The organism is Streptomyces sp. NBC_01341, from assembly GCF_035946055.1.
Classification (GTDB): domain Bacteria; phylum Actinomycetota; class Actinomycetes; order Streptomycetales; family Streptomycetaceae; genus Streptomyces.
The window spans coordinates 676,078-696,104 of sequence record NZ_CP108364.1; the positions used below are offsets into that span (position 1 = coordinate 676,078).

A 20,027-nucleotide genomic window follows, 5' to 3' on the forward strand; every position below is an offset into this window, starting at 1 on the left:
TGGCCAGGGAGGGTTCGGGGCGCCGGTCCCACGCCGAATATTTAGTGGAATGTTAAACTACCGCTGGGTGTTGAGCACGATGCACCACACCATGGCCGAGGAGGAGAAGTGGACGAGACCTACTACGAGTTCGGCACACCGGCCGAACGCTGGGACCGTGCGCAGATGTTCTTCGAAGCGAAGGAATACCTGACAGCGGCGCGGATCCTCGGCGGACTGGTCGAGGAGGCGCCGGAACAGGTGGCGCCGCGCCTGCTGCTGGCCCGGGCCTACTATCACTCCGCCCGGCTCACCAAGGCCGAGACGGAGCTGCGCGAGGTGCTGAAGCGCAACCCAGTCGAGGACTACGCCCTCCTGATGCTGGGCCGCACGCTCGAACGCCAGGGCCGGCCGGCCGAGGCGGCACCCCACCTGCGGATGGCACGGGCGATGGCGGGAGACTTCGAGCCGGTACCGCCCGGTTCCGGGCCGGCACCCCTGAGCGGGCCGTCCGGACCTGCGGAGTCGGCCTGACGGGAAGGGGGGCGGGGCTCGCATCGGAAGGTGCGCGGACCCCGCCCCCCTCAGCCGCGCCCGGGCCCCGCGCTCGACACGCGGTCCAGCCACTCGGCCATCAGGGCCGATTCGGCCGAACTGAGACCGGACCCCTGCGAGCGGCGCAACAGCGCCGAGAGCCGGGCCGCCACGGAAGGGACCTCCGCGTCCGCCGGCTTGACCGGCCACGCGTCCGGCGTGAAAACGGCCGCGTGCACGGCGTCCCGCACGCGAACCGAGGTGGCCACGTCCGGGAAGGCCGCCGGGCGGGCCACGAGCATCAGCGCCACTCCGGTGGTGGCGGACATGATCATCTGGGCCGCTGCGTCAGGAGCGATGCGCAGTTTCCCCTGTTCCGCGGCGCGCTCCAGGTCCCGGGTCAGGATGCGATGGGCCTCGATCGCGGAGGCCGGGGGCGTCCGCATCGCCGGCGAGTTCATCAGGCGGTACAGGTTCGGGTTCCGCCGGGCGAAGTCGATGTGACCGTCCCAGCCGTTGCGCAGGTCCTCGACAGGATCCCCGGTGTCTCCCCGCTCCCGCTTCGTCGCCAGATACGCGTCGAATCCGTGGTCGACGACGGCCGAGAGGAGTCCCGCCTTGTCCCCGAAGTGCCGGTAGAGGGCCGGGGCCCCGACCTGCGCACCCTCACACACGGCCCGCGTGGAGATGTCTCCGTCCGGGGACTCCGCGACCAGCCCGGCCGCGACTTCGAGGATGCGTGCTCGTGTACTCACCGGCAGGACGCTATCAAGCGCCGACCGGCCTTCAGGCGATGCCGCCGTTGGCCCGCAGCACCTGACCGTTGATCCATCGGGCGGGGCCCGCCAGGAACGAGACGACCTCCGCCACATCCTCCGGTACGCCGAGCCGCTCCAGCGGTGGCTGTGCGGCCATCCTCGCGATCGTCTCCTCGTCCTTGCCGTCCAGGAAGAGGGCCGTGGCCGTGGGCCCGGGAGCGACGGCGTTGACAGTGATGTCCCGGCCGCGCAGTTCACGTGCGAGTATCAGCGTGATCGCCTCCACCGCACCCTTGGACGCGGCGTAGCCGCTGTATCCGGGGAGGGCCAGCGCCAGCACGGAGCTGGAGAAGTTGATGACGGCTCCACCGTCACGCAGCCGGCGCGCGGCCTGCTGGCCGACGACGAAGGTGCCGCGGATGTTGGTGCGGTGCATCTGGTCGAGGACGTCCAGATCGAAGTCGGCCAAGGGGGCGAGGGACATCACACCCGCCGCGTGCACGACGACGTCCACTCCCCCGAAGGTTTCCTCGGCGGCATCGAAGAGTGCGGCCACGGCCACCTCGTCGGCGACGTCCGCCCGGCGGGCGATGGCCCGGCCTCCCGACGCGACCACGGCCTCGACCGCCGCGTGCGCATCCGCCTCGTTTCCGGCGTAGGCGACGACGACCGCGAACCCGTCCGCCGCCAGTCTCTCGGCGCTCTTGCGACCGATCCCTCGCGACCCACCGGTGACAAGAGCGACCTTGCGGGCGGGGACGGGGTTCTGCTCGGTCATGACGTGCTCCTCACGAGATGAATGCCGCCGACGCGGCGGGCCACGACGCCACCGCCCCGGCACGGCCCAGACACGAGAAACAACGCTAACACCAATGCGGTAGCAACGCTACGCCTTTCGGTCGCCGCCTCTCGCCATCCGTCGCGGAGACGAAATCGAGGTGCGCGCGGCAGGCCGGCGGTGGTACCCAGGCCGGATGGAAACCCTCATGACCACCCGGCTCGCGCTGTATCCCCTGAGTGCCGCGGAAGCCGCGGACATAGAAGCGAGCGGGCCGGGGGGCCCGTCGGCGGCGCACTGGGCGCCCGGCTATCCCGATGACGGCGACCGGAGGGCGGCAGGCCGGCTCCTGCGGACCTGCGCGAGCGTCGGCGACCCCGGGCCCTTCGGTGCGTTCGAGATACGCCGGCGCACGGACGGTCTGGCGATCGGTGGCGCGGGTTTCCACGGCGCCCCGGATTCCGAGGGGCGGCTCACCGTCGGGTACGGCCTGATCGCCTCGGCGCGGGGGTTCGGTTACGCGGCTGAGGCGCTCGGCGCACTGCTGTCCTTCGCGCGGTCGCGGGGGGTGCTGTCCGTGAAGGGCGACGCCGATCTCGACAACGTCGCGTCCCACCGCGTCATGACGTCGGCAGGCATGCGACTGGTGGCGGTGGACGACCGGTTGAGGCACTACCGCGTCGACTGGCGTGACACCCCGGCACAGGACCCCGGGGAATGTGCGGCCGATGCGGGCCCCGCCGTTGGCCGCCGGCCTTGAACTGCGGGAAGTGAGAACGGTTCCCCAGCACCCCGTCAGCTCGGTGTTCTTCCTCGCCCCAGACGACGGGACGGCCGCTGCGACGCGCCTGCGGGGACCGGCGATGACTTCGAGTCTGCGACCTGCCGTTCTACTGAGCCGGAAGGCGCCGTCGGACCCGGCAGCGCCGAGCGGCGGGCGAAGGCCCCGGCACGACGGAACCCGCCGGTGAGTCCGGCGGGTTCCGTCGACCGTTCCGTGGGGCGTGAAGGTCAGTTCACGGCCCCCACCGAGCGCGTAGCCGTCGGCGCGGAAGCAGCCGCCGAGCCGGTGCGCGGCAGGAGCAGTCGTTCCGTGAGCACCCCGAAGACCAGGCCGAACGCGGTCCAGAGGGTCGCCTGGACGGCGAGCGTGGACAGCCTGAACTCCCAGAGGAGCGTCGCCGGGAAGTCGGCACCCACTTCGTTGAACGAGGGCAGGAAGGCGTAGGCGAGCCCGATCAGGACTACATAGCCCCCGGCCGCCGCGATCGTCGCGTTCCAGTGGCCCAGCCGCTGCGCGAGCCGTCTGCCCGTGATGACGGCGGCGACGGCCAGCAGCACGCTGAGCGCGACCATGAGGAAGAACAGGCCGGTTCGCCGGCCGATGGTGTCGGGGTTGCCGACGGCGGGCGGGTTCGCCGGATACTTCAGGAACGGCACCACGTACACCGTCAGCAGTGCCGCCCCCGCGACCAGCGCGGCGGTGGCCCTGGGGCCGAAGGCGCCGATGCGGCCCAGTGCGTAACAGAAGACGAGTGCGGCGATGCCACCGGCTGCGACACCGAACACCAGGACGCCGGTGGCGAGTCCACCGGTGGCCTGCATGGTGCGGCTGACGAGTTCCTCGCCGCCGTGCTCGTGGCTGTGGGCCTCTTCCAGCGCGATGGCGGCGTCCACCCGGGATTCCCCGAGGAAGTAGGCCACGGCAAGGGCGAGCACGCCGGCCACGAGGCCGGCCAGCATGCCGCGGACGAGCAGAGCTCGGACCGATACGGAGTACATGAGACGCTCTCCTGCTCTCCCGCCCCTCAGTGGCAGGGGAAGCCGAGCAGGTGACGGCCGTCGTGCACCCATTCGTGCACGCCTTCGCCCGAGATGAGTGCTGTGGCGCCCTGCTCCGCACCGACGAAGTAGAGGAGCACGAGCATCAGGATTCCGAAGAAGACCGCCCACGGCGCGATGGCCTTGAGCGAAATGGGCGCGATGACCGGTGCGACGGTGGTGGGGGCGGCAGAGTGTGCCATGGCAGAACCTCCTGTGGGAACACGCGTCCCTGTCGTGGTGCCTTGGACGAGGTGCCGGGTCTGACTTCCCGCAGCGGGGCGGGTACACAGTGGCGCGACCGTGCCGGATTCTCACCGGGCTTCCGTCACACCTTCGTCATGGTTGCCGAGACCATACCGCTAGCCCTTTGGTCACCGCCATGGCGCAGGGGGAGCTTGCAGGCCCGCAGGACCGCTGTGTTCCCATGGGGCGACTACGAGGCGGGCCCGCTGTCCGGGGAGTGGAGTCGGAGAATGACGGTACGGGTGATGTTGATCTCACCTGCGGTCAACGCCGCTTTGCGTGAGGCCCGGTTCGAGGGTGACGCCCCCTTGGACGACGCGGGGGCGCGCACGGCGGCTGCCGTCGCGACCGCCGGAGGGGTACCCGGCGCGGACCGCCACCTGCGCGGTCCTTCCCAGCGGTGCGGCACGACCGCTGAAGCGCTGGGGCTGGAAGCCCGCACCGAACCGGTCCTCGCCGACTGGGACATGGGGCGCTGGCGGGGCCGACGGCTGGATGACGTCGGCGCTGTCGAGCCGGACGCCGTGTCGGCCTGGCTGACCGACCCCTCGACGGCACCCCACGGCGGTGAATCCCTGCTGGATCTGATCACCCGGACAGGGAGAGCACTGGAGTCCCTGGAGAGCACCGGCGGACGACTGCTGGCCGTGGTGGAACCGGCGGTCGTACGGGCCGCGCTCGTCCACGCCCTGAATCTTCCGGCGGAAGCATTCTGGCGGCTCGACGTCGCGCCCCTGAGCCTCACGGAGCTCAGCGGCCGCTCGGGGCGCTGGAACCTGCGGTGCGGCCGGCCGCTGAGCTGAGGCGGTCACCCGGCGGCGCCACCCCGGAGAGGCACGGCGGCGCCCCTGTCGGCCGGGAGCACGATCGCCGTGACGGCGAGTCCCTCCGCGACCAGCCAGTTCCCCTCGTACGACGCGGGCATCCCGGGAGCCGTGCGCAGCAGTTCCGCGGTGAACGTGCCCCCGGTGGCGGTTCCCGAGCTGCGGTGGAAGGTGATGTCGGCCTCGGTGAAGTCGAGTTCGACGCGGGTGAGCGGGAACCAGGTCTTGAACACGCTTTCCTTGGCGCTGAACAGCAGTCGGTCCCAGTGGACGCCCGCTCCGTCGGTCCCCGGCATTCGCGTGCGTTCCGAGGGCAGCGAGACGATCTCGTAGACGTCGGACGGCAGCGGTTCGTTCGGTTCGGCGTCGATACCGATCGCACGTGCCCGAGAGGTCCGGGCCAGGGCGGCGGCGCGGTAGCCGTCGCAGTGCGTCATGCTGCCGATCACTCCGTCGGGCCACAGCGGCATCCCGCGGTGACCCGTCAGCACCGGCACCGGCGGCAGTCCGAGAGCGGCCATCGCCCGTCGCGCGCAGACGCGTACGGACGCGAACTCGTGCTTGCGGCGGTCCACGCTCCGGGCCACGAGGCGCGCCTCTTCGGGGTACAGGCTCCCGGGGGGCGCCTCCGCCACGTGCGTGTCCGCGCCGGCGACGTACGAGGGGAGCAGGCGTTCGATCATGCGCCGTCTCCGTGCTCGACCGGGGCCCGCTCGCCGGCGTAGGGGAGGATCTGCCGCAGGAGGCCGAGCGGGTGGCCCCGCTCGCGCCACTCCCTCGGGTAGCCGATCGAGACCTCCTCGAAGCGGACGCCGTCGTACCACGTCGTCCGGGGGATGTGGAGGTGGCCGTACACGACGGCGGCGACGTTGAAACGGCGGTGCCAGTCGGCGGTGAGTTCCGTGCCGCACCACTGGGCGAACTCCGGGTACCACATGACCGAGGTCGGCTCGCGCAACAGCGGCCAGTGCCCCGCGATGACGAGGGGTACGGACGGGTCGTGCACCGCCAGCCGCTCCTCGGTGAACGCCACCCGGTCCCGGCACCAGTCGTCCACGGCCGGGTAGGGGTCGGGGTGGAGCAGGTACTCGTCGGTGCAGACGACGCCGGCCTCGTGCGCCCGGGCCAGGGACTCCTCCTTGGTCGACGTCCCCGGGGCCCTGAAGGTGTAGTCGTACAGGGTGAACACGGGCGCCACGGCGACGGGACCCTCCGCCCCCTGCCAGTGCGGGTACGGGTCCTCCGGTGTGGTGACCCCCAACTCCCGGCAGACCCGCACGAGGTGCTCGTACCGCGCTCGGCCCCTCAGGCGTACCGGGTCCTTGTCCACGGTCCACAGTTCGTGGTTCCCGGGCGTCCACACCACACGGGCGAAGCGGCGGGTCAGGACTGCCAGCGCGTTCTCGACCTCTTCGGCCTGCTCCGCCACGTCTCCCGCGACGATCAGCCAGTCCGCGTCGGAGGTGGGGCGCAACCGGTCGGCGATCGGGCGGTTGTCCGCGATGCCGACGTGGAGGTCGCTGACGGCGAGGAGCCGCCCCTCCCCCTTCGGCGTCCGGGGGACGTCACTGAGTGGACTCATTGTTCGAATTTACCGCTTCGGTGGATCTCCCCCGCACCGCCTCGCTCGACGTGCTCTCCGTCCGTGCGGCCGGGATGATGGGCGGGATGCCGGTCCCCGGCCGTGATTGCCTGGCGGGCAGCAGGGCAGGTGCCGTTCACGCGTGCAGGCCGGAACACGGACTCACCCGCCCCTCGGCGGAGCGCGAAGACCGACGCGACCGTTCTCGACGGAAGGACCCGCCATGCCCATCGCCACGTACTGTCTCGTCGCTCTCGACTGCCCGGACCCCCGAGCACTGGCCGGCTTCTACCAGGCCGTCCTCGGCGGTGAGATCAGGAACGACAGCGACGACTGGTACGTCCTCCACACGCCGGACGGCACGCGCATCGCCTTCCAGAGGGCCCCGGATCACTCACCGCCGGACTGGCCCCGTGGCGACCGCGGTTCACAGCAGGCGCACCTCGACCTCGACGTGACCGACATCGGCCGGGCGCAGGAAGAGGTACTCGCACTCGGGGCGAGCCCCCTGGACCTGGACGACCGTGGCGGGGAGCGCGGCTTCCGGGTGTACGCCGACCCGGCGGGCCATCCCTTCTGTCTCTGTGTCAAGTGACCGTGCGCGGACACGGCCCCCGCCCGCGGCTCGTCCGGCCGGCAGGGTACGGGCGGGGTGGCGCCCCGCACACCGGTGGCGTCCGGGCGGGCCGGGTGACGCGGCGGCCGCCACCGGTGCCGGACCGCCTCCGTCAGGTCAGGCTGCGCTGGTAACGGTAGGTCAGCCTGCCGTCGGTGAAGTCGAAGTAGGCGGTGGGCGGGAAGAGCCCGGTGGCCGCCTTGCAGGCGTATTTCTCGACGAAGCCCGTGGTGGCGGGCCAGTTCGCATAACTCTGTCCCTGCACGACACAGGAGTCCTTGGGAACGACTGCCCAGACCTGGGCCTCACTCATTCCCAGAGCGGTCTTGTTGTAGTGGGACAGCCTCATGGACGGAGTCTTCGGCTTGTACAGCAACTCGTTGCGCTTGGAGTACAGCTTGCCGTCATCGGTGAAGTCGAAGCCTCCGTAAGGGGCGTAGTCGCTCGACTCGGTGAAGCAGAGGATCGAGTCACCTATGACGCCGCCGGTGTCGCACGCCGGCTCGCCGCCGCCGATCTCCCAGACCTCGTCGAAGGTCATGCCGAACTGGATCTGCTCGTATCTCCCGACCGAGAAACCGGAATTCGCCTCTGCGGCCGATGTCGTCGCGACGAGGGCCGCCGCGGCGGCGGCGAGCGCGACTCCCGCACGTGCAATCCGGGTCTTCACCACGTGTGTCCTTTCGTCGATGCCCCCGGGCACGCGCCTCGTCCTGGACACGATGGGGCGGTCCGTGCGGTGCGGGGGGCCGGCACCTGCTGCGCACGTCAGGCCCGCAGGCGTGGCCCCCGCCACCGGGCGCGACGTTATGGTCCGCCGCTCTCCGCCCCGTCTCCGGGCCGGCGCCGTGGCCGGGAAGCGCCAGTGCGTGCAGGCGCGTTCGTCCGCACACCGAACGCCCCTCACCCGGCGGGCAGCGCTGCCGCCCTCCCGACATCCCAGGGGCTGCGGGAGGGCGGTTCCGAGACCGTGCGTCGAGCGCCGCGGACCCTGCCCCGTCACCGCGGCGGCGCTCAGCCCTTCGGAGCCGTCCGGTAGGGGCGGAAGAAGGTGCGGAGCTCCTCCGCGTAGATCTCGGGCTCCTCGAACGCGGCGAAGTGTCCACCGCGGGCGGGTTCGGTGAGGCTCACCAGGTTCGTCGTACGTTCCAGCCATGCCCGCGGAGGGCGGACGACGTCGCCGGCGAAGAGTGAGAAGCCGGACGGCACCTCCACCCGGCGGGCGAGCTGAGCGGGCGGAATGGCGGCGTTCGCGCGGTACATGCGCATCGACGAGCCGATCGTCCCCGTGAGCCAGTAGAGCATCACGTTCGTCAGGATCTCGTCCTTCGTGAAGCTCCGCTCGATCTCGCCGCCGCAGTCGCTCCACGCCTGAAGCTTCTCCACGATCCAGGCGGCGAGGCCGGCCGGCGAGTCGTTCAGGCCCACGGCCGCCGTCTGGGGCTTGGTGCGGTGCATGGCGGCGTACGCGCCCTCGGTGGCGCTCCAGGAGGCGACGCCCTCCATCCAGGCACGCTCCTCGGGCGTGAGGCCGCCCGGGTCGCCGCCGAAGGCGGGCAGGCCGCCGTCTGTCCGGTGGACGGCCACGACGCGGTCGGGGTGGTCGAGTGCCAGGTACCGGCTCACGTGGCTGCCGATGTCCCCGCCGGCCGCACCGAAGCGGGTGTATCCGAGAACGGTCATGAGCTCGGACCACAGACCCGCTACGGCGATGGAGTCGAGGGGCTCGTCCGTGGGCCGGTCGGAGTATCCGAAGCCCGGCGCGTCGGGCACCACCACGTCGAAGGCGTCGGCGGGGTCCGCGCCGTGGGCCCCCGGGTCGGTGAGGAGCGGGATGACCTTGGTGTAGCGCCAGAAGGAGTCCGGCCATCCGTGGCTGAGGATCAGCGGCAGTGCGTTCGGCGCGGGTCCGGCCGCCCGCACGTGAACGTAGTGGATCCCGAGGCCGCCCAGGAGGACGCGGAAGCGGGGGAACCGCGAGAGGGCCGCCTCCTGCGCGGGCCAGTCGAAGTCCTCGGCCCAGTAGGCGACGAGCTCGCGGAGCCAGGCGAGGTCGGTGCCCTGCGACCACCCCGCGTCCTCGGGGCTGTCGGGCCAGCGCGTACCGCGCAGCCGTGCGCGCAGGTCGTCGAGCGCCGCGGGGGCGGTCTGCTGGATGAACGGCTCGGGGCGGGGCTCGGCGTCCGGCATGAGGATCATCCTAGGGGCCGCTCCGCCCCTGCCGTGGGTCCTGCCGGAGGTGGCGGGGGCAGGCACGGAGGTCGCGGGGACGCCGCGTCCGGCGGACGATGAGTTCGCGCGCTCCCCGGGGTCTGCAAGGGCGGACAGCAGCGCCGCCGAAGGAGGAGCCGTGGAGAAGGACGACGTCTGGGACATGGTGCACGCGGAGCGCGCGGCACTGATCGAGGACCTGGCCGGCCTCGACGACGACCGGTGGCGGACGCCCTCGCTGTGCGAGGGGTGGACCGTGCACGACGTGGTGGCCCATCTGGTCGACACGGCCCGGACGACGCGACTCGGATTCGTGGTCGCGCTGGCACGGGCGCGGTTCGACTTCGACGGGCAGAACGCACTCGGTGTGGAACGCGAACGCGGGGACACTCCGCAGGAGACCCTGCGACGGCTCCGCCGGGCGGCGCCCCGGACGTCCACTCCTCCGGCGCCGCTCGTCAGCCGCCTCGTCGAGGAGATCGTCCACGGCGAGGACATCCGCCGCCCCCTGGGACTCACGCGCGCCTATCCGCAGAGGGCCGTCGTCGGAGCGCTCCGGCTCCAGACGCGCACGTCGGCGTCGTTCGGCGGAGCGAAGGAGTTGGTGGCGCGCGTACGCCTCACAGCGACCGACGCGGATCTGGTGATCGGTACCGGGCAGGAGGCCGCGGGCCCCGCACTCGGCCTTTTGCTGGCTGTCTCGGGCCGCCGGGTGGCACTGGACGATCTCACCGGGGCAGGCGTGACGACGCTGACCCAACATATCTGACGGCCCGCCATGAGAGCTGCTCCCGCAGGTCCGCCGGCACAGGAGCGACCAGCCGGGGGGGGGGGGAGTGCGGGCCCGCTCAGTCGCGCTGAACGGCCGCCGACGTCCGCGACTCGGATTCCAGGGCGGCCAGCAGCCAGTCGTGCGCGGTGCCGGGTGTCGGCTCGGGCCGGTCGGCGTGTGGGCTGACGAGCTCGGCCGTCAGCTCCCAGTACCGGTCGATGCGCGGGTCCGCCGCCAGCCGCCCGGCGAGCGCGCGGCGGAAACCCGGGGTGTCGGCGACGTCGCCCGCTCGCGCGTAGGCGTCCACGAACCCTTCCAGTGCCTCCCCAGCGTGCGGCCCGCTGCCCCGGCGCATCTGCACGGCCGCGAGGTCGTACGCCTCGGCAAGGCCCGCGTACAGCACGGCCGACTCGCGGGCGCCCGCCGATCGGTGCGCGTGGGGCTGGGTGGGCGCGTCGCCGTCGCAAGGGCCGGTCACCATGGCGTACAGCCGGGCGAAGGCGAGCACCTGGGCGGGTCCGGGGTCCTCGGGGGGCTGCGGGACAGCCGCGTCGAGGAAGGCGCTGACAGACCGCGCCGGCATCCGCGGTGGCAGCCACGCACGCCAGAACCTCGCGAGAGGAGCGGTGTTCGGGGGCGCGGCGACGGCTCCGACCAGAAGCAGACGGCCGGGGCGGTCGGACGGCGGACTCTCCTGTACGGCGCGGAGAGCGGCCTCTCTCCAGCGCAGGGCCGCGAGCTGTGAACCGAGCTCGGCCAACTGCCCTGCGACCGCGTCCTCCAGTGCTCCGCCGGTCCGGCCCGCGTCGTCGTCCTCGAGGACGCGGTGCACGGTGGAGACGGGCAGGTCCAGGGTGCGCAGGGAGCGGATCAGTCGCAGCCGTTCCAGGGCGTCGGGGCCGTAGCGGCGGTGCCCGCCGGGGCTGCGGGACGCCTCGGGCAGGAGACCGCGGTCGGAGTAGAAGCGGACCGTCTTGACGCTGACCGCCGCGCGCCGGGCGAGCTCGCCGATGCCGCACAGACCGTCCCACGACGAGAACACTTGAACCTCCCTCCGGGGGAGTTCCTACGGTACCGGCGAGAAGGGCCGGCCGGAGGTCGTGCCGGTCCGCGGACGACGGCGTACCGAGGAGAGACCATGACCGTGTTCATCCTGGTGTCAGGCATGTTCACCGGACCGCACGTGTGGCACGACACGGCTGCGCGGCTGAACGCAGCGGGGTCCGGCGTCCGTACCGTGACGCTCGGCGGGCTCGGTGGAACCCCCGCCGCGCCGGGTGTGGTCGTCGATCTGGAGTCGCACATCGCGGACGTCGTCGCGGTGATCGACTCGGTCCAGCGGGATGCGCACGCGGACATCGTCCTGGTCGGCCACGACTACGGCATCCACCCCGTGCTGGGCGCCGCCGATCGTCGGGCCGCGTCGATCGCCCGGATCGTCCACCTGGACTCGGGGCTGCCGAGGGACGGCGTCCCCGCCCTGGCCGCCGTCGCCGACCGGCAGTTGCGCGAAGAGGTGATGCGGCGGTCGGCCGGGGGCGGGGGCGCGGCAGCCGAACTCCCGCCCCCGGCACGTGAGGAGTGGCAGCTCTGGGGCAGTGTCGCCGGCGTGCCGGACGCGGCCCTGGACCGGCTCACCGAGTTGGCCGGGCCTCAACCGCTGGGCACGCTGCTCCAGCCGCTGAGCCTGACCGGGGCTCTCGCCCCGGTCCCCCTCACCGGCGTACTGTGCACGGCCGGCGGGGCGGGGATCGGACTGGTCCAGACCCGCGTGGATCTGGGAGAGCCCTCGCTGCAGGCATGGGCCGGTCCCCGGGTGACGTTCTTCGAACTGTCCACCGGGCACTGGCCGATGCTGTCCACCCCGGACGAGCTGGCACGGACGCTGCTCCGGGCCGCCGCCGGCGAAGGGCACCGGCTCACTCCCGCGAACGCCGCCGGGCCTCCGGCGCATCTGCGGCCTTTCCTGCTGGACGTGCCCACGGCACCCGTCGAGCGGGTCGCCCACGTCGATCTTCATCTGCCCTCCGCACCGGGCCCCCGTCCGGCGGTCCTCATCGTGCACGGAGGTCCGGTCCCGGCGGGAGTCCGCCCGGCCCCCAGGGAGTGGCCGGGCATGACGGGGTACGCCCGTTACGCGGCCTCACAAGGGGTGATGGGCGTGACGGTCGACCACCGCCTGCACGACGTGGCGGACTACGAGCGGGCCGCGGCGGACGTCGCGGCAGCGGTGGACCTGGTCCGGTCGGATCCCCGGGTGGACGCGGACCGGATCGCACTGTGGTTCTTCTCGGGCAGCGGCCTCATGAGTGCCGAGTGGCTGGTGGCGCCCCCACCGTGGCTGCGCTGCCTGGCGGCCAGCTACCCGGTCATGGCGCCGCTGCCCGGCTGGGGCCGCGTGGGAAGCCGGTTCCGCCCGGCGGACGCGGTCGCCCACGCCGGTGACCTGCCCGTCGTGCTGGTGCGCGCCGGGCTGGAGACCGACGGGATCGCCGTCACCGTGCAGGAGTTCCTGGACTCGGCGAAGCGGCACGGGGCGAACGTCGAGGTGGTCGACGTGCCGGACGGCCACCACAGCTTCGAGGCGGTCGATCCCACCGACGCGTCGCGCGAGGCCGTGCACCGGGCGGTGCGTGCCGTGCTGGGGCGTCTGACGGCCTGACCGGCCGGCTCGGGGCAGCCCCGGGGTCGTCGCCCGCACGGCGTGCTCAGGGGCGGCCCGGTTCACACGCCCCGGGACGGCCGGAAGGTGGCGCGGTAGTCCCGGGGCGACGATCCGGTGACCCGTTTGAAGGCCGTACTGAGCGCGCTCTCGGACCCGTAGCCGACCGCGCGGGCGATGGTGGCGACCGTTCCCGTGTCCTCACGCAGGTGCCGGGAGGCGAGCTCGACGCGCCAGCGGGTGAGGTAGTCGAGCGGCCCGCAGCCGACCATGTCCTTGAAGCGTGCGGCCAGGGTGGACCTGGACACCGCGCCCGCCTCTGCGAGCTCGGCCACGGTCCACCGGTACTCGGGCCGCCGGTGCATGGACGTCAGGGCGGCGGCCACCGCCGGGTCCGTGAGGCCGGCCAGCCAGCCCGACACCGCGTGCGGCTCGCGGGCGAGGTGCACACGCAGGACGTGGACGAGCATGACGACGGCCAGGTGCTCGGCGACCAGTGTCGAGGCCATCCCTCCTCGCCGGAGCTCCTGGTCGATCTGCTCGAGCGCCCACTGGAGGGTGTCGGCGCCGGCGGTGCCCGCCGGCACGTGGACGACCGCGGGCAGGCCTTCGAGCAGCAGTGACCGCGCCCGGTCGCCGAAGGAGAAGCGCCCGCCCACGAGAAGGACCTCGTCCGAGCCGTCGCCCGTCCGCGCGACCCCGCCCTCGGTGCGGGAGTAGACGTGCTCGGCGTCGACCGCGAAGGCTCCGGGGTCGCTGCGCAGGGTGAATCGCCGTGGCTGGGTGAGCAGGTAGCAGTCCCCGGCTGCGAGGGCGATCGCCTCGTGGGCCCCTTCCACCTCCAGGTGGCACGCGCCACGCCGTACGGCGTTGAACTTCACCCCGGTCGGCGCTTCGAAGCGCAGGGCCCACCGCCCTCCGGCGACAAGGCTCGACGACAGGTGACTGCGTGTGTCCAGCAATGCCAGTACGTCCTCCAAGGGATCCATCAGCACTCCCGTTCTGGACGATCGAGCACGTTCATCGGACTCAACATCATAGATACTCCGTAACGCCATCGGTAACGTCGGGAAGCGACAGGTACTCCCCACCTCCTACACGGAAGGGTTTCCCGTGCGAGACCACCAGCGACTGACCACGCCGTTCCACTCCCATGCCACGGCCGCCGAAGTCCTCGACGGCGCGGACCTCACCGGGCTCCGTGCCGTCGTCACCGGGGGAGCTTCCGGGATCGGCACCGAAACCGTGCGGGCCCTGACGACCGCGGGTGCGGAGGTGACCGTCGCCACCCGGGACCCGGTCTCCGCCGGGGCGACGGTCCGCGAACTCGACTCCCTTCCCGGCCCGGGGTCGGTGCGGGCCGCTGCGCTCGACCTGTCCGACCTGACGTCCGTCGAGGCCTTCGCCGGAAGCTGGCAGGGGCCACTCGACGTACTCGTCGCCAACGCGGGCGTCATGGCCGTGCCGGAGCGCCGGGTCAGCCGAGAGGGCTGGGAGCTGCAGCTCGCGACCAACCACCTCGGCCATTTCGCCCTGGCGACGGCTCTGCACCCCCGTCTGCGCGCGGCGGGGTCGGCGCGCATCGTGATCGTCAGCTCGGGTGCGCACCTCACCGCGGCCTTCGACTTCGAGGACCCCCAGTTCGAACGACGGCCGTACGACCGCTGGACGGCCTATGCCCAGTCCAAGACCGCCGACGTACTCCTCGCGGTGGGTGCACGGCGGTGGACCTCCGACGGGATCACCGCCAACGCCCTCAACCCGGGGTGGATCAGCACCCGGCTCCAGCGCCATCTCGACGACGACACCATGCGTGCGCTGGGCGCCGTCGACGAGAAGGGCGACATCATCCCCCAGCCCTACTACAAGGAGCCGCACCAGGGAGCCTCCACATCCGTGCTCCTCGCCGCCTCCCCGCTGCTGAAGGGCGTCACCGGCCGCTATTTCGAGGACAACCAGGAGGCGCGGCTCGTCGTGGGTCCGGAGGAGGCCCCGGGCGGCGTCGCGGCGCACGCACTCGATCCGCGGGCGGCGGACCGCCTCTGGGACTACGCGTCCGAAACCGTCGAAGCGGCGCGCGCGTAGCGCGGCGGAGTGAAGCCCCGGCCGGCCGGGGCGCTGCCCGGCACTCGTTCCGCGGGTTTCGGCATGGCGACGCGCTGCGCACCCGAGCCCGCGCGGTGGCACGCCGCCGGCTGATGACCCGCCCGCTTCGCGGGCACACGGGTCACACGATGAGGGGATCTCCGTGGCGGCTGCTGGCTTCGGAGCCCCGAACGTGATCGGGTTGACAACCCGTCAGCCTTACGGGAACCAAGCCGAAGGACACGGATGACGAACCGACAGCACCCGCAGCCGGACGCCCTCGTCGTCGGCGCCGGCCTCGCGGGACTGGCCTGCGCACTCGACCTCAGCCGCGCGGGTCTCCGCGTCGAGCTGCTGGAGGCGTCCGACGGCGTGGGCGGACGGATGCGGACGGACCGCAAGGACGGCTTCCTGCTGGACCGCGGTTTCCAGGTCTTCAACACCTCGTACCCGCAGGTGAAACGCCGTGTCGACCTGCGCGCACTGCGCCTTCGGCCGTTCACCCCCGGTCTCGTCGCCCGGACCCCGTCGGGGCGGGTGCGTATCACGGACCCCACCCGGCGTCCCCGAGACGCGGCGGAGTTGCTGCCCGGCCGTGTCCTGTCGGCCCGGGACCTGGCCGCGCTGGCGTCACTCACCGCGCGTGACGTGCTGCTCCCGGCGAAGCGTCTGGGCCGGACGACCGACCGCACCGCCGCGGAGGCGCTCGTCCGCGCCGGGCTCTCGCCCCGGGCGATCGACGAACTGATGCGGCCTTTCCTGTCAGGGGTGTTCCTGGAGGAGGGGCTGGAGACCTCGGCGCGCTTCCTCCACCTGGTCTGGCGCAGCATGGCGCGGGGCACGCTCTGCCTTCCTTCCCAAGGCATCGGGGCGGTGCCGGCCCAGCTCGCGGCCCGTCTGCCGGACGGCGTCCTGCGGCTCGGTTCGCCCGTCGCCGGGATCACGGACTCCGGGGTGCTGCTCGCGGACGGACGCGAACAGGCGGCAGCCCGCGTTGTCGTGGCCACGGATTCCGCCGCGGCGGCGCGCCTGCTGCCCGGCCTGCCCGTTCCGGGCAGCAGGACGGTGACGACGTACTACCACGCGGCCGAACGGTCCCCGCTGAGCGAGCCGACCCTGGTGGTCGACGGCGGTCTGGCCATCCTGAACAGCTGTGTGCTCACCGAGGTCGTTCCCGGCTACGCTCCCCCGGGCACCGCGCTGGTGTCCACGTCGGTCCTCGGTGCGGGGCCTGCCGGGGGTGAGCCGACGGTCCGCGCCCGGCTGGCGGAGCTGTACGACACGGACACGAGTGTCTGGGACCCGGTCGCCTCGTACACCGTGGAGGGGGCCCTCCCCGCCATGCTGCCGCCCTGGCCACTGAGCCGTACGACGCGTTTCGTGCCGGGGCGTTACGTCTGCGGGGACCACCGGGCCACCGGATCGGTGCAGGGGGCGCTCGCCTCGGGCAGCAGGGCCGCACGCGAGGTGATGGCCGACCGTGCGGCGGCGCGGGCCACCAGGACGTGACCGGGCCCTCGCGAGGTCCCTGCCGGGCCGGGGGGCCGTACGGACGGTGCCCCCGGTGAGCCCCTCGCCGGCCGGACAGGACCGGGTGGACGACGCCGTGGTCGTCGGCGGCGGCGCGGCGGGACTCTGCCTGGCGGACCGGCTCACCGGGGCCGGGGTCGGCGTGACCCTGGTCGAGGCGCCCGACGGACCGCTGCGCCCGGCGGAGCGCACCTGGTGCTACTGGGAGGCCGGCTCCGGTGCCCGCGAGGAGGCGGTCGTCGCCTCGTGGCGCCGTCTGCGCGTGCGCGGGCCCGACGGCCGCACCGTCGAGTCGGACCCCGCGCCCCTGCGCTACCGGATGGTCCGCTCGGGGGCGTTCGAGCAAGCGGTCCACGCGCGGCTGCGGGCCTCCCCCGGGGCCCGCGTCCTGCGTGCCACCGCCCACGAGGTGCGCGACGCGCCGTGCGGCGCGGAGGTGCGCTGCACGACGGCCGACGGCCGTCCACTGACGCTGCGTGGCCGGCGTGTCTTCGACTCCCGGCCCGTGCCGTCCGCACCACCGCACCGCACCCTGCTGCTGCAGCACTTCCGCGGCTGGTTCGTGCGCACCGCCGCTCCCGCGTTCGATCCGGGCGTGGCCGACCTCATGGACTTCCGGGTCCCGCAGCCGCGTCACGGCCTCGCGTTCGGCTATGTGCTGCCGCTCGCGGCGGACCGGGCGCTGGTGGAGTACACGGAGTTCTCCCGCAGTCCGCTGACGACGGCGGCGTACGAGCAGGCCCTGCGGCACTACTGCGCCGACGTGCTGAGGCTGGGCCCGCTGACGGTGGAGTCGGCCGAGCAGGGCGTCATCCCCATGACCGACGCGCGTTTTCCGGGGAGGACCGGGTCCGCGGTCTTCCGCATCGGGGCGGCCGGGGGCGCCACCCGGCCGGCCACCGGCTACACGTTCGCGGCCGTGCGGCGGCAGAGCGGCGCCATCGCCACCGCGCTGAGCCGCGACCGCGACCGCCCGTTCGTGCTGCCGGCGCCTCACGGCCGCAGGGCCCTCGCCATGGACGCCGTCCTGCTCCGTGCCCTGGACACGGGTCGTGTCGACGGGCCGCGCTTCTTCACCGACCTCTTCCACCGCGTCCCGATGGAGCGGATGCTGCGCTTCCTCGACGGCGGGAGCACGCCGTGGGAGGAGTTCGGCATCGGTCTGCGCACGCCCGTGGGGCCGATGCTCCGCACCGCGGCCGAACTGCCCTTCCTCGCCCGCCGGACCGCCGGCCGATCCGAAGAGAGCCTTCGATGACCCTGTTGCGTGACCACGATCTCGCCCGCGCCTTCGACCACGCGTCGCACACCTACGACCGGCTCACCGGGCTCAACCCGGGATACCGCTCCGGCCTCCTCCGCTCGGCGCACCGCCTCCGTCTGCAGCGCGGCGGCAAGGGGCTGCGGGTGCTCGACGTGGGGTGCGGAACGGGCGCGTCGACACGGGCGCTGCTGCGGGCCGCCCCGTATGCGGGGATCACCGCGATCGACGCGTCCGAGGGCATGCTGGAGCGGGCCCGCTCCAAACGCTGGCCGCCGAACGTCCGCTTCCTGCACCGGTCCGCCGAGGAGCTCTCCACCACGGACGACGACGGGACGTACGACGCGGTCTTCGCCGCCTACCTCTTCCGCAACGTCACCGACCCCGGGACGGTCCTCGAAGCCGCGCGCGCGCTGCTGATCCCCGGGGGCCGGATGCTGGCCCACGAGTACAGCCTCAGCGGGTCACCCGCGCACCGGGCCCTGTGGAACGCGGTCTGCCGGGGCGTCATCGTCCCGGCGGGCACCCTGACCGGGGACCGGGAGCTCTACCGCCATCTGTGGCACAGCGTCCTCGCGTTCGACACGGCCGCCGACTTCGCGGCCCGGATCTCCCGCGCCGGATTCCCCTTCGTGCGGGTCCTCCCCGGCGCCGGCTGGCAGACCGGGATCGTGCACACCTTCCTGGCCCGCAACGGTACGGGGCGCGGCACGGCGGGGGCGTCGTCATGAGCGGCCGGGGAGGCCGCGCGGGAGCGGCACGGCACGGGCGCGACCGCCGGGCGGAGGTCGTCCTGCCGGCCCCGGGCCGTGCGCGTCTCACCGGCGACGCGCCGTCCACGGCGGTGATCGGCGGTGGGATCGCCGGGCTCGCTGCGGCGACGGCGCTCGCGGAGCGGGGTGTCCGCGTGACCCTGTACGAGCGGGAGCCGGCACTCGGCGGCCGGCTCGCCGGGTGGCCCGTGCGGCTCGCCGACGGGTCCGGGGTGACGATGAGCCGTGGCTTCCACGCCTTCTTCCGCCAGTACTACAACCTGCGCGGTCTGCTGCGTCGTACCGACCCGGGGCTGGACGCGCTCACACCGCTCCCGGACTACCCGCTGCGGCACCGCAGCGGCATGACGGACGGTTTCGCGCGGGTGCCGAGGACACCGCCCTGGAGCGCCCTCGGGTTCGTCGCACTCAGCCCGACGTTCGGGTGGCGTGACCTCGCCGCGATGAATCCCCGGGCGGCCCTGCCCCTGCTCGACGTGCGGGTCCCCGAGGTGTACGAGCGATTCGACGGGATCAGCGCATCCGACTTCCTGCACCGGATCAACTTCCCCGAAGCCGCACACCACCTGGCCTTCGAGGTGTTCTCCCGGAGCTTCTTCGCCGATCCGCGCGAGCTGTCCGCCGCGGAACTGCTGGTGATGTTCCACATCTACTTCCTGGGCTCGTCGGAGGGCCTCCTCTTCGACGTGCCCAGCGAGCCCTTCCCCCAGGCGCTCTGGGAGCCGCTGGGCGGCTATCTGCGCGGGCTCGGCAGCGAGGTGCGCACCGGCACCCCGGTCCGCCGCGTGCGTCCGGCCGGGGGCGGGGACTTCACGGTCGAGACCGACGGGTCGGCTGCCCGCCACCAGGCGGTGGTCCTCGCGCTGGACACCGGCGGGCTGCGCCATGTCGTCGGGGCGTCCGAGGAGTTGGGGGACGCGGGATGGCGTGCGGACATCGCCGCGCTGCGCACCGCGCCTCCGTTCCTCGTCTCACGTCTGTGGCTGGACCGGCCTGTGCGCGGGGACCGCGCCGGGTTCCTCGGCACCAGTGGCTACGACGGTCTCGACAACATCAGTGTCCTCGACCGCTGGGAGGGCGAGTCGGCACGCTGGGCCGCGCGGTCAGGAGGCTCCGTGGTCGAACTCCATGCCTACGCCGTCGACGAACGCGCCGAACGCAAGGAAGTCCAGGGACGGATCCTCGACCGCCTCCACGAGGTCTACCCCGAGACGGCGGACGCCCGGATCGTCGACGCGCGGCACGAATGGCGGGCGGACTGCCCGGTCTTCTCCGTCGGCGGCTACCCCAGGCGGCCCGCCGTGCGGACGCCGCATGCGCGGCTCGTGCTGGCGGGGGACCTCGTCCGCACCGGCCTGCCCGTCGCGCTGATGGAACGCGCGGCGACGTCGGGGTTCCTCGCCGCCAACGAGCTGCTCGCCGGGTGGGGCATCCGCGGGCAGGTGCTGTGGACGGTGCCACGCGCGGGGCGTTCCAGGACGCTCAGCGCGCTGGCCGGCGCGGCCTCACGCCGCTGAGGCCCCGAGCGGCCGGGCGCTCGGAGCCTGTCGGGTGGCCGTCGATCGGGAAGCGTGCGTGCCGGGGCGTGACCGCCC

At 72.9% G+C, this 20,027-nt stretch carries 21 protein-coding genes; 11 read left to right on the forward strand and 10 right to left on the reverse strand.

What is annotated here, in order from left to right:
• Positions 1–108 precede the first annotated feature (108 nt).
• On the forward strand, positions 109–513 hold the full coding sequence (locus OG206_RS03045) for a tetratricopeptide repeat protein (RefSeq protein ID WP_327111882.1): 405 nt from the start codon (positions 109–111) through the stop codon (positions 511–513).
• A gap of 50 nt (positions 514–563) precedes the next feature.
• Here the strand turns inward: OG206_RS03045 and OG206_RS03050 are convergent, their stop codons facing one another.
• Together OG206_RS03050 and OG206_RS03055 are read right to left on the reverse strand one after the other, a co-directional pair.
• Positions 564–1,268, reverse strand: a complete 705-nt coding sequence (locus tag OG206_RS03050; RefSeq protein ID WP_327111884.1) for a TetR/AcrR family transcriptional regulator — start codon at positions 1,266–1,268, stop codon at positions 564–566.
• A gap of 31 nt (positions 1,269–1,299) precedes the next feature.
• Entirely contained in the window at positions 1,300–2,049 is a 750-nt protein-coding gene (locus OG206_RS03055; protein ID WP_327111886.1) for an SDR family oxidoreductase, read from the reverse strand.
• 208 nt (positions 2,050–2,257) lie between these two features.
• Here OG206_RS03055 and OG206_RS03060 point away from each other — a divergent pair, with 208 nt between their 5' ends.
• On the forward strand, positions 2,258–2,809 hold the full coding sequence (locus OG206_RS03060) for a GNAT family N-acetyltransferase (protein WP_327111888.1): 552 nt from the start codon (positions 2,258–2,260) through the stop codon (positions 2,807–2,809).
• Between the two features lie 251 nt (positions 2,810–3,060).
• Here OG206_RS03060 and OG206_RS03065 read toward each other — a convergent pair whose 3' ends face one another.
• Positions 3,061–3,831, reverse strand: coding sequence for a CbtA family protein (locus OG206_RS03065; protein ID WP_327111890.1), 771 nt, complete (start codon positions 3,829–3,831; stop codon positions 3,061–3,063).
• Positions 3,832–3,857: 26 nt separating this feature from the next.
• Positions 3,858–4,073, reverse strand: coding sequence for a CbtB domain-containing protein (locus tag OG206_RS03070; RefSeq protein ID WP_327111892.1), 216 nt, complete (start codon positions 4,071–4,073; stop codon positions 3,858–3,860).
• 273 nt (positions 4,074–4,346) lie between these two features.
• Here OG206_RS03070 and OG206_RS03075 point away from each other — a divergent pair, with 273 nt between their 5' ends.
• Positions 4,347–4,919: a histidine phosphatase family protein gene (locus OG206_RS03075; protein ID WP_327111894.1), complete on the forward strand. Its 573-nt coding sequence runs from the start codon at positions 4,347–4,349 to the stop codon at positions 4,917–4,919.
• Between the two features lie 5 nt (positions 4,920–4,924).
• Here OG206_RS03075 and OG206_RS03080 read toward each other — a convergent pair whose 3' ends face one another.
• Both OG206_RS03080 and OG206_RS03085 read right to left on the reverse strand, forming a co-directional pair.
• The gene (locus tag OG206_RS03080; protein WP_327111896.1) at positions 4,925–5,623 is read right to left on the reverse strand and encodes a 4'-phosphopantetheinyl transferase family protein; all 699 of its coding nucleotides are present in this window, start codon (positions 5,621–5,623) and stop codon (positions 4,925–4,927) included.
• Entirely contained in the window at positions 5,620–6,522 is a 903-nt protein-coding gene (locus OG206_RS03085; RefSeq protein WP_327111898.1) for a metallophosphoesterase family protein, read from the reverse strand. The genes OG206_RS03080 and OG206_RS03085 overlap by 4 nt, the downstream gene beginning before the upstream one ends.
• 223 nt (positions 6,523–6,745) lie before the next feature.
• Between OG206_RS03085 and OG206_RS03090 the strand changes: the two genes are divergently transcribed.
• Positions 6,746–7,117: a VOC family protein gene (locus tag OG206_RS03090; RefSeq protein WP_327111900.1), complete on the forward strand. Its 372-nt coding sequence runs from the start codon at positions 6,746–6,748 to the stop codon at positions 7,115–7,117.
• 133 nt (positions 7,118–7,250) lie between these two features.
• Here the strand turns inward: OG206_RS03090 and OG206_RS03095 are convergent, their stop codons facing one another.
• On the reverse strand, positions 7,251–7,808 hold the full coding sequence (locus OG206_RS03095) for a BLIP family protein (RefSeq protein WP_327111902.1): 558 nt from the start codon (positions 7,806–7,808) through the stop codon (positions 7,251–7,253).
• Positions 7,809–8,152: 344 nt separating this feature from the next.
• Positions 8,153–9,328: an epoxide hydrolase family protein gene (locus OG206_RS03100; protein ID WP_327111903.1), complete on the reverse strand. Its 1,176-nt coding sequence runs from the start codon at positions 9,326–9,328 to the stop codon at positions 8,153–8,155.
• 184 nt (positions 9,329–9,512) lie between these two features.
• Between OG206_RS03100 and OG206_RS03105 the strand changes: the two genes are divergently transcribed.
• Positions 9,513–10,118, forward strand: a complete 606-nt coding sequence (locus OG206_RS03105; protein WP_327122164.1) for a maleylpyruvate isomerase family mycothiol-dependent enzyme — start codon at positions 9,513–9,515, stop codon at positions 10,116–10,118.
• Between the two features lie 79 nt (positions 10,119–10,197).
• Here the strand turns inward: OG206_RS03105 and OG206_RS03110 are convergent, their stop codons facing one another.
• Positions 10,198–11,163 (reverse strand): MerR family transcriptional regulator, encoded by a 966-nt coding sequence (locus OG206_RS03110; RefSeq protein ID WP_327111906.1) that lies wholly within the window; start codon positions 11,161–11,163, stop codon positions 10,198–10,200.
• Positions 11,164–11,259: 96 nt separating this feature from the next.
• Between OG206_RS03110 and OG206_RS03115 the strand changes: the two genes are divergently transcribed.
• Positions 11,260–12,783, forward strand: coding sequence for an alpha/beta hydrolase (locus OG206_RS03115; protein WP_327111908.1), 1,524 nt, complete (start codon positions 11,260–11,262; stop codon positions 12,781–12,783).
• A 62-nt stretch (positions 12,784–12,845) separates the two neighbouring features.
• On the opposite strand, the gene OG206_RS03120 is transcribed toward OG206_RS03115, so the two are convergent.
• The gene (locus tag OG206_RS03120; RefSeq protein ID WP_327111910.1) at positions 12,846–13,772 is read right to left on the reverse strand and encodes an AraC family transcriptional regulator; all 927 of its coding nucleotides are present in this window, start codon (positions 13,770–13,772) and stop codon (positions 12,846–12,848) included.
• A 124-nt stretch (positions 13,773–13,896) separates the two neighbouring features.
• Between OG206_RS03120 and OG206_RS03125 the strand changes: the two genes are divergently transcribed.
• From OG206_RS03125 to OG206_RS03145, 5 genes are all read left to right on the forward strand, one after another.
• A complete protein-coding gene (locus tag OG206_RS03125) occupies positions 13,897–14,868 on the forward strand; it encodes an SDR family NAD(P)-dependent oxidoreductase (RefSeq protein ID WP_327111912.1) in 972 nt (323 codons plus the stop codon).
• A gap of 246 nt (positions 14,869–15,114) precedes the next feature.
• Positions 15,115–16,377, forward strand: coding sequence for an NAD(P)/FAD-dependent oxidoreductase (locus tag OG206_RS03130; protein WP_327111914.1), 1,263 nt, complete (start codon positions 15,115–15,117; stop codon positions 16,375–16,377).
• Between the two features lie 55 nt (positions 16,378–16,432).
• On the forward strand, positions 16,433–17,656 hold the full coding sequence (locus OG206_RS03135; protein ID WP_327111916.1) for a lycopene cyclase family protein: 1,224 nt from the start codon (positions 16,433–16,435) through the stop codon (positions 17,654–17,656).
• On the forward strand, positions 17,653–18,390 hold the full coding sequence (locus OG206_RS03140; protein WP_327111917.1) for a class I SAM-dependent methyltransferase: 738 nt from the start codon (positions 17,653–17,655) through the stop codon (positions 18,388–18,390). The genes OG206_RS03135 and OG206_RS03140 overlap by 4 nt, the downstream gene beginning before the upstream one ends.
• Positions 18,387–19,949 carry an FAD-dependent oxidoreductase gene (locus OG206_RS03145; protein WP_327111918.1) on the forward strand — a complete coding sequence of 521 codons (1,563 nt, stop codon included), beginning with the start codon at positions 18,387–18,389 and terminating at the stop codon, positions 19,947–19,949. Before OG206_RS03140 ends, OG206_RS03145 begins: the two co-directional genes overlap by 4 nt.
• Positions 19,950–20,027: the final 78 nt, after the last annotated feature.

What these genes read in the sequence shown, in the direction of transcription:
- OG206_RS03055 (WP_327111886.1), bottom strand. Translation starts at nt 2,049, where the DNA reads ATGACCGAGCAGAACCCCGTCCCCGCCCGCAAGGTCGCTCTTGTCACC.
- OG206_RS03130 (WP_327111914.1), top strand. Translation starts at nt 15,115, where the DNA reads ATGACGAACCGACAGCACCCGCAGCCGGACGCCCTCGTCGTCGGCGCC.
- OG206_RS03090 (WP_327111900.1), top strand. Translation starts at nt 6,746, where the DNA reads ATGCCCATCGCCACGTACTGTCTCGTCGCTCTCGACTGCCCGGACCCC.
- OG206_RS03075 (WP_327111894.1), top strand. Translation starts at nt 4,347, where the DNA reads ATGACGGTACGGGTGATGTTGATCTCACCTGCGGTCAACGCCGCTTTG.
- OG206_RS03060 (WP_327111888.1), top strand. Translation starts at nt 2,258, where the DNA reads ATGACCACCCGGCTCGCGCTGTATCCCCTGAGTGCCGCGGAAGCCGCG.
- OG206_RS03105 (WP_327122164.1), top strand. Translation starts at nt 9,513, where the DNA reads ATGGTGCACGCGGAGCGCGCGGCACTGATCGAGGACCTGGCCGGCCTC.
- OG206_RS03115 (WP_327111908.1), top strand. Translation starts at nt 11,260, where the DNA reads ATGACCGTGTTCATCCTGGTGTCAGGCATGTTCACCGGACCGCACGTG.
- OG206_RS03140 (WP_327111917.1), top strand. Translation starts at nt 17,653, where the DNA reads ATGACCCTGTTGCGTGACCACGATCTCGCCCGCGCCTTCGACCACGCG.
- OG206_RS03080 (WP_327111896.1), bottom strand. Translation starts at nt 5,623, where the DNA reads ATGATCGAACGCCTGCTCCCCTCGTACGTCGCCGGCGCGGACACGCAC.
- OG206_RS03120 (WP_327111910.1), bottom strand. Translation starts at nt 13,772, where the DNA reads ATGGATCCCTTGGAGGACGTACTGGCATTGCTGGACACACGCAGTCAC.
- OG206_RS03100 (WP_327111903.1), bottom strand. Translation starts at nt 9,328, where the DNA reads ATGCCGGACGCCGAGCCCCGCCCCGAGCCGTTCATCCAGCAGACCGCC.
- OG206_RS03085 (WP_327111898.1), bottom strand. Translation starts at nt 6,522, where the DNA reads ATGAGTCCACTCAGTGACGTCCCCCGGACGCCGAAGGGGGAGGGGCGG.
- OG206_RS03145 (WP_327111918.1), top strand. Translation starts at nt 18,387, where the DNA reads ATGAGCGGCCGGGGAGGCCGCGCGGGAGCGGCACGGCACGGGCGCGAC.
- OG206_RS03065 (WP_327111890.1), bottom strand. Translation starts at nt 3,831, where the DNA reads ATGTACTCCGTATCGGTCCGAGCTCTGCTCGTCCGCGGCATGCTGGCC.
- OG206_RS03070 (WP_327111892.1), bottom strand. Translation starts at nt 4,073, where the DNA reads ATGGCACACTCTGCCGCCCCCACCACCGTCGCACCGGTCATCGCGCCC.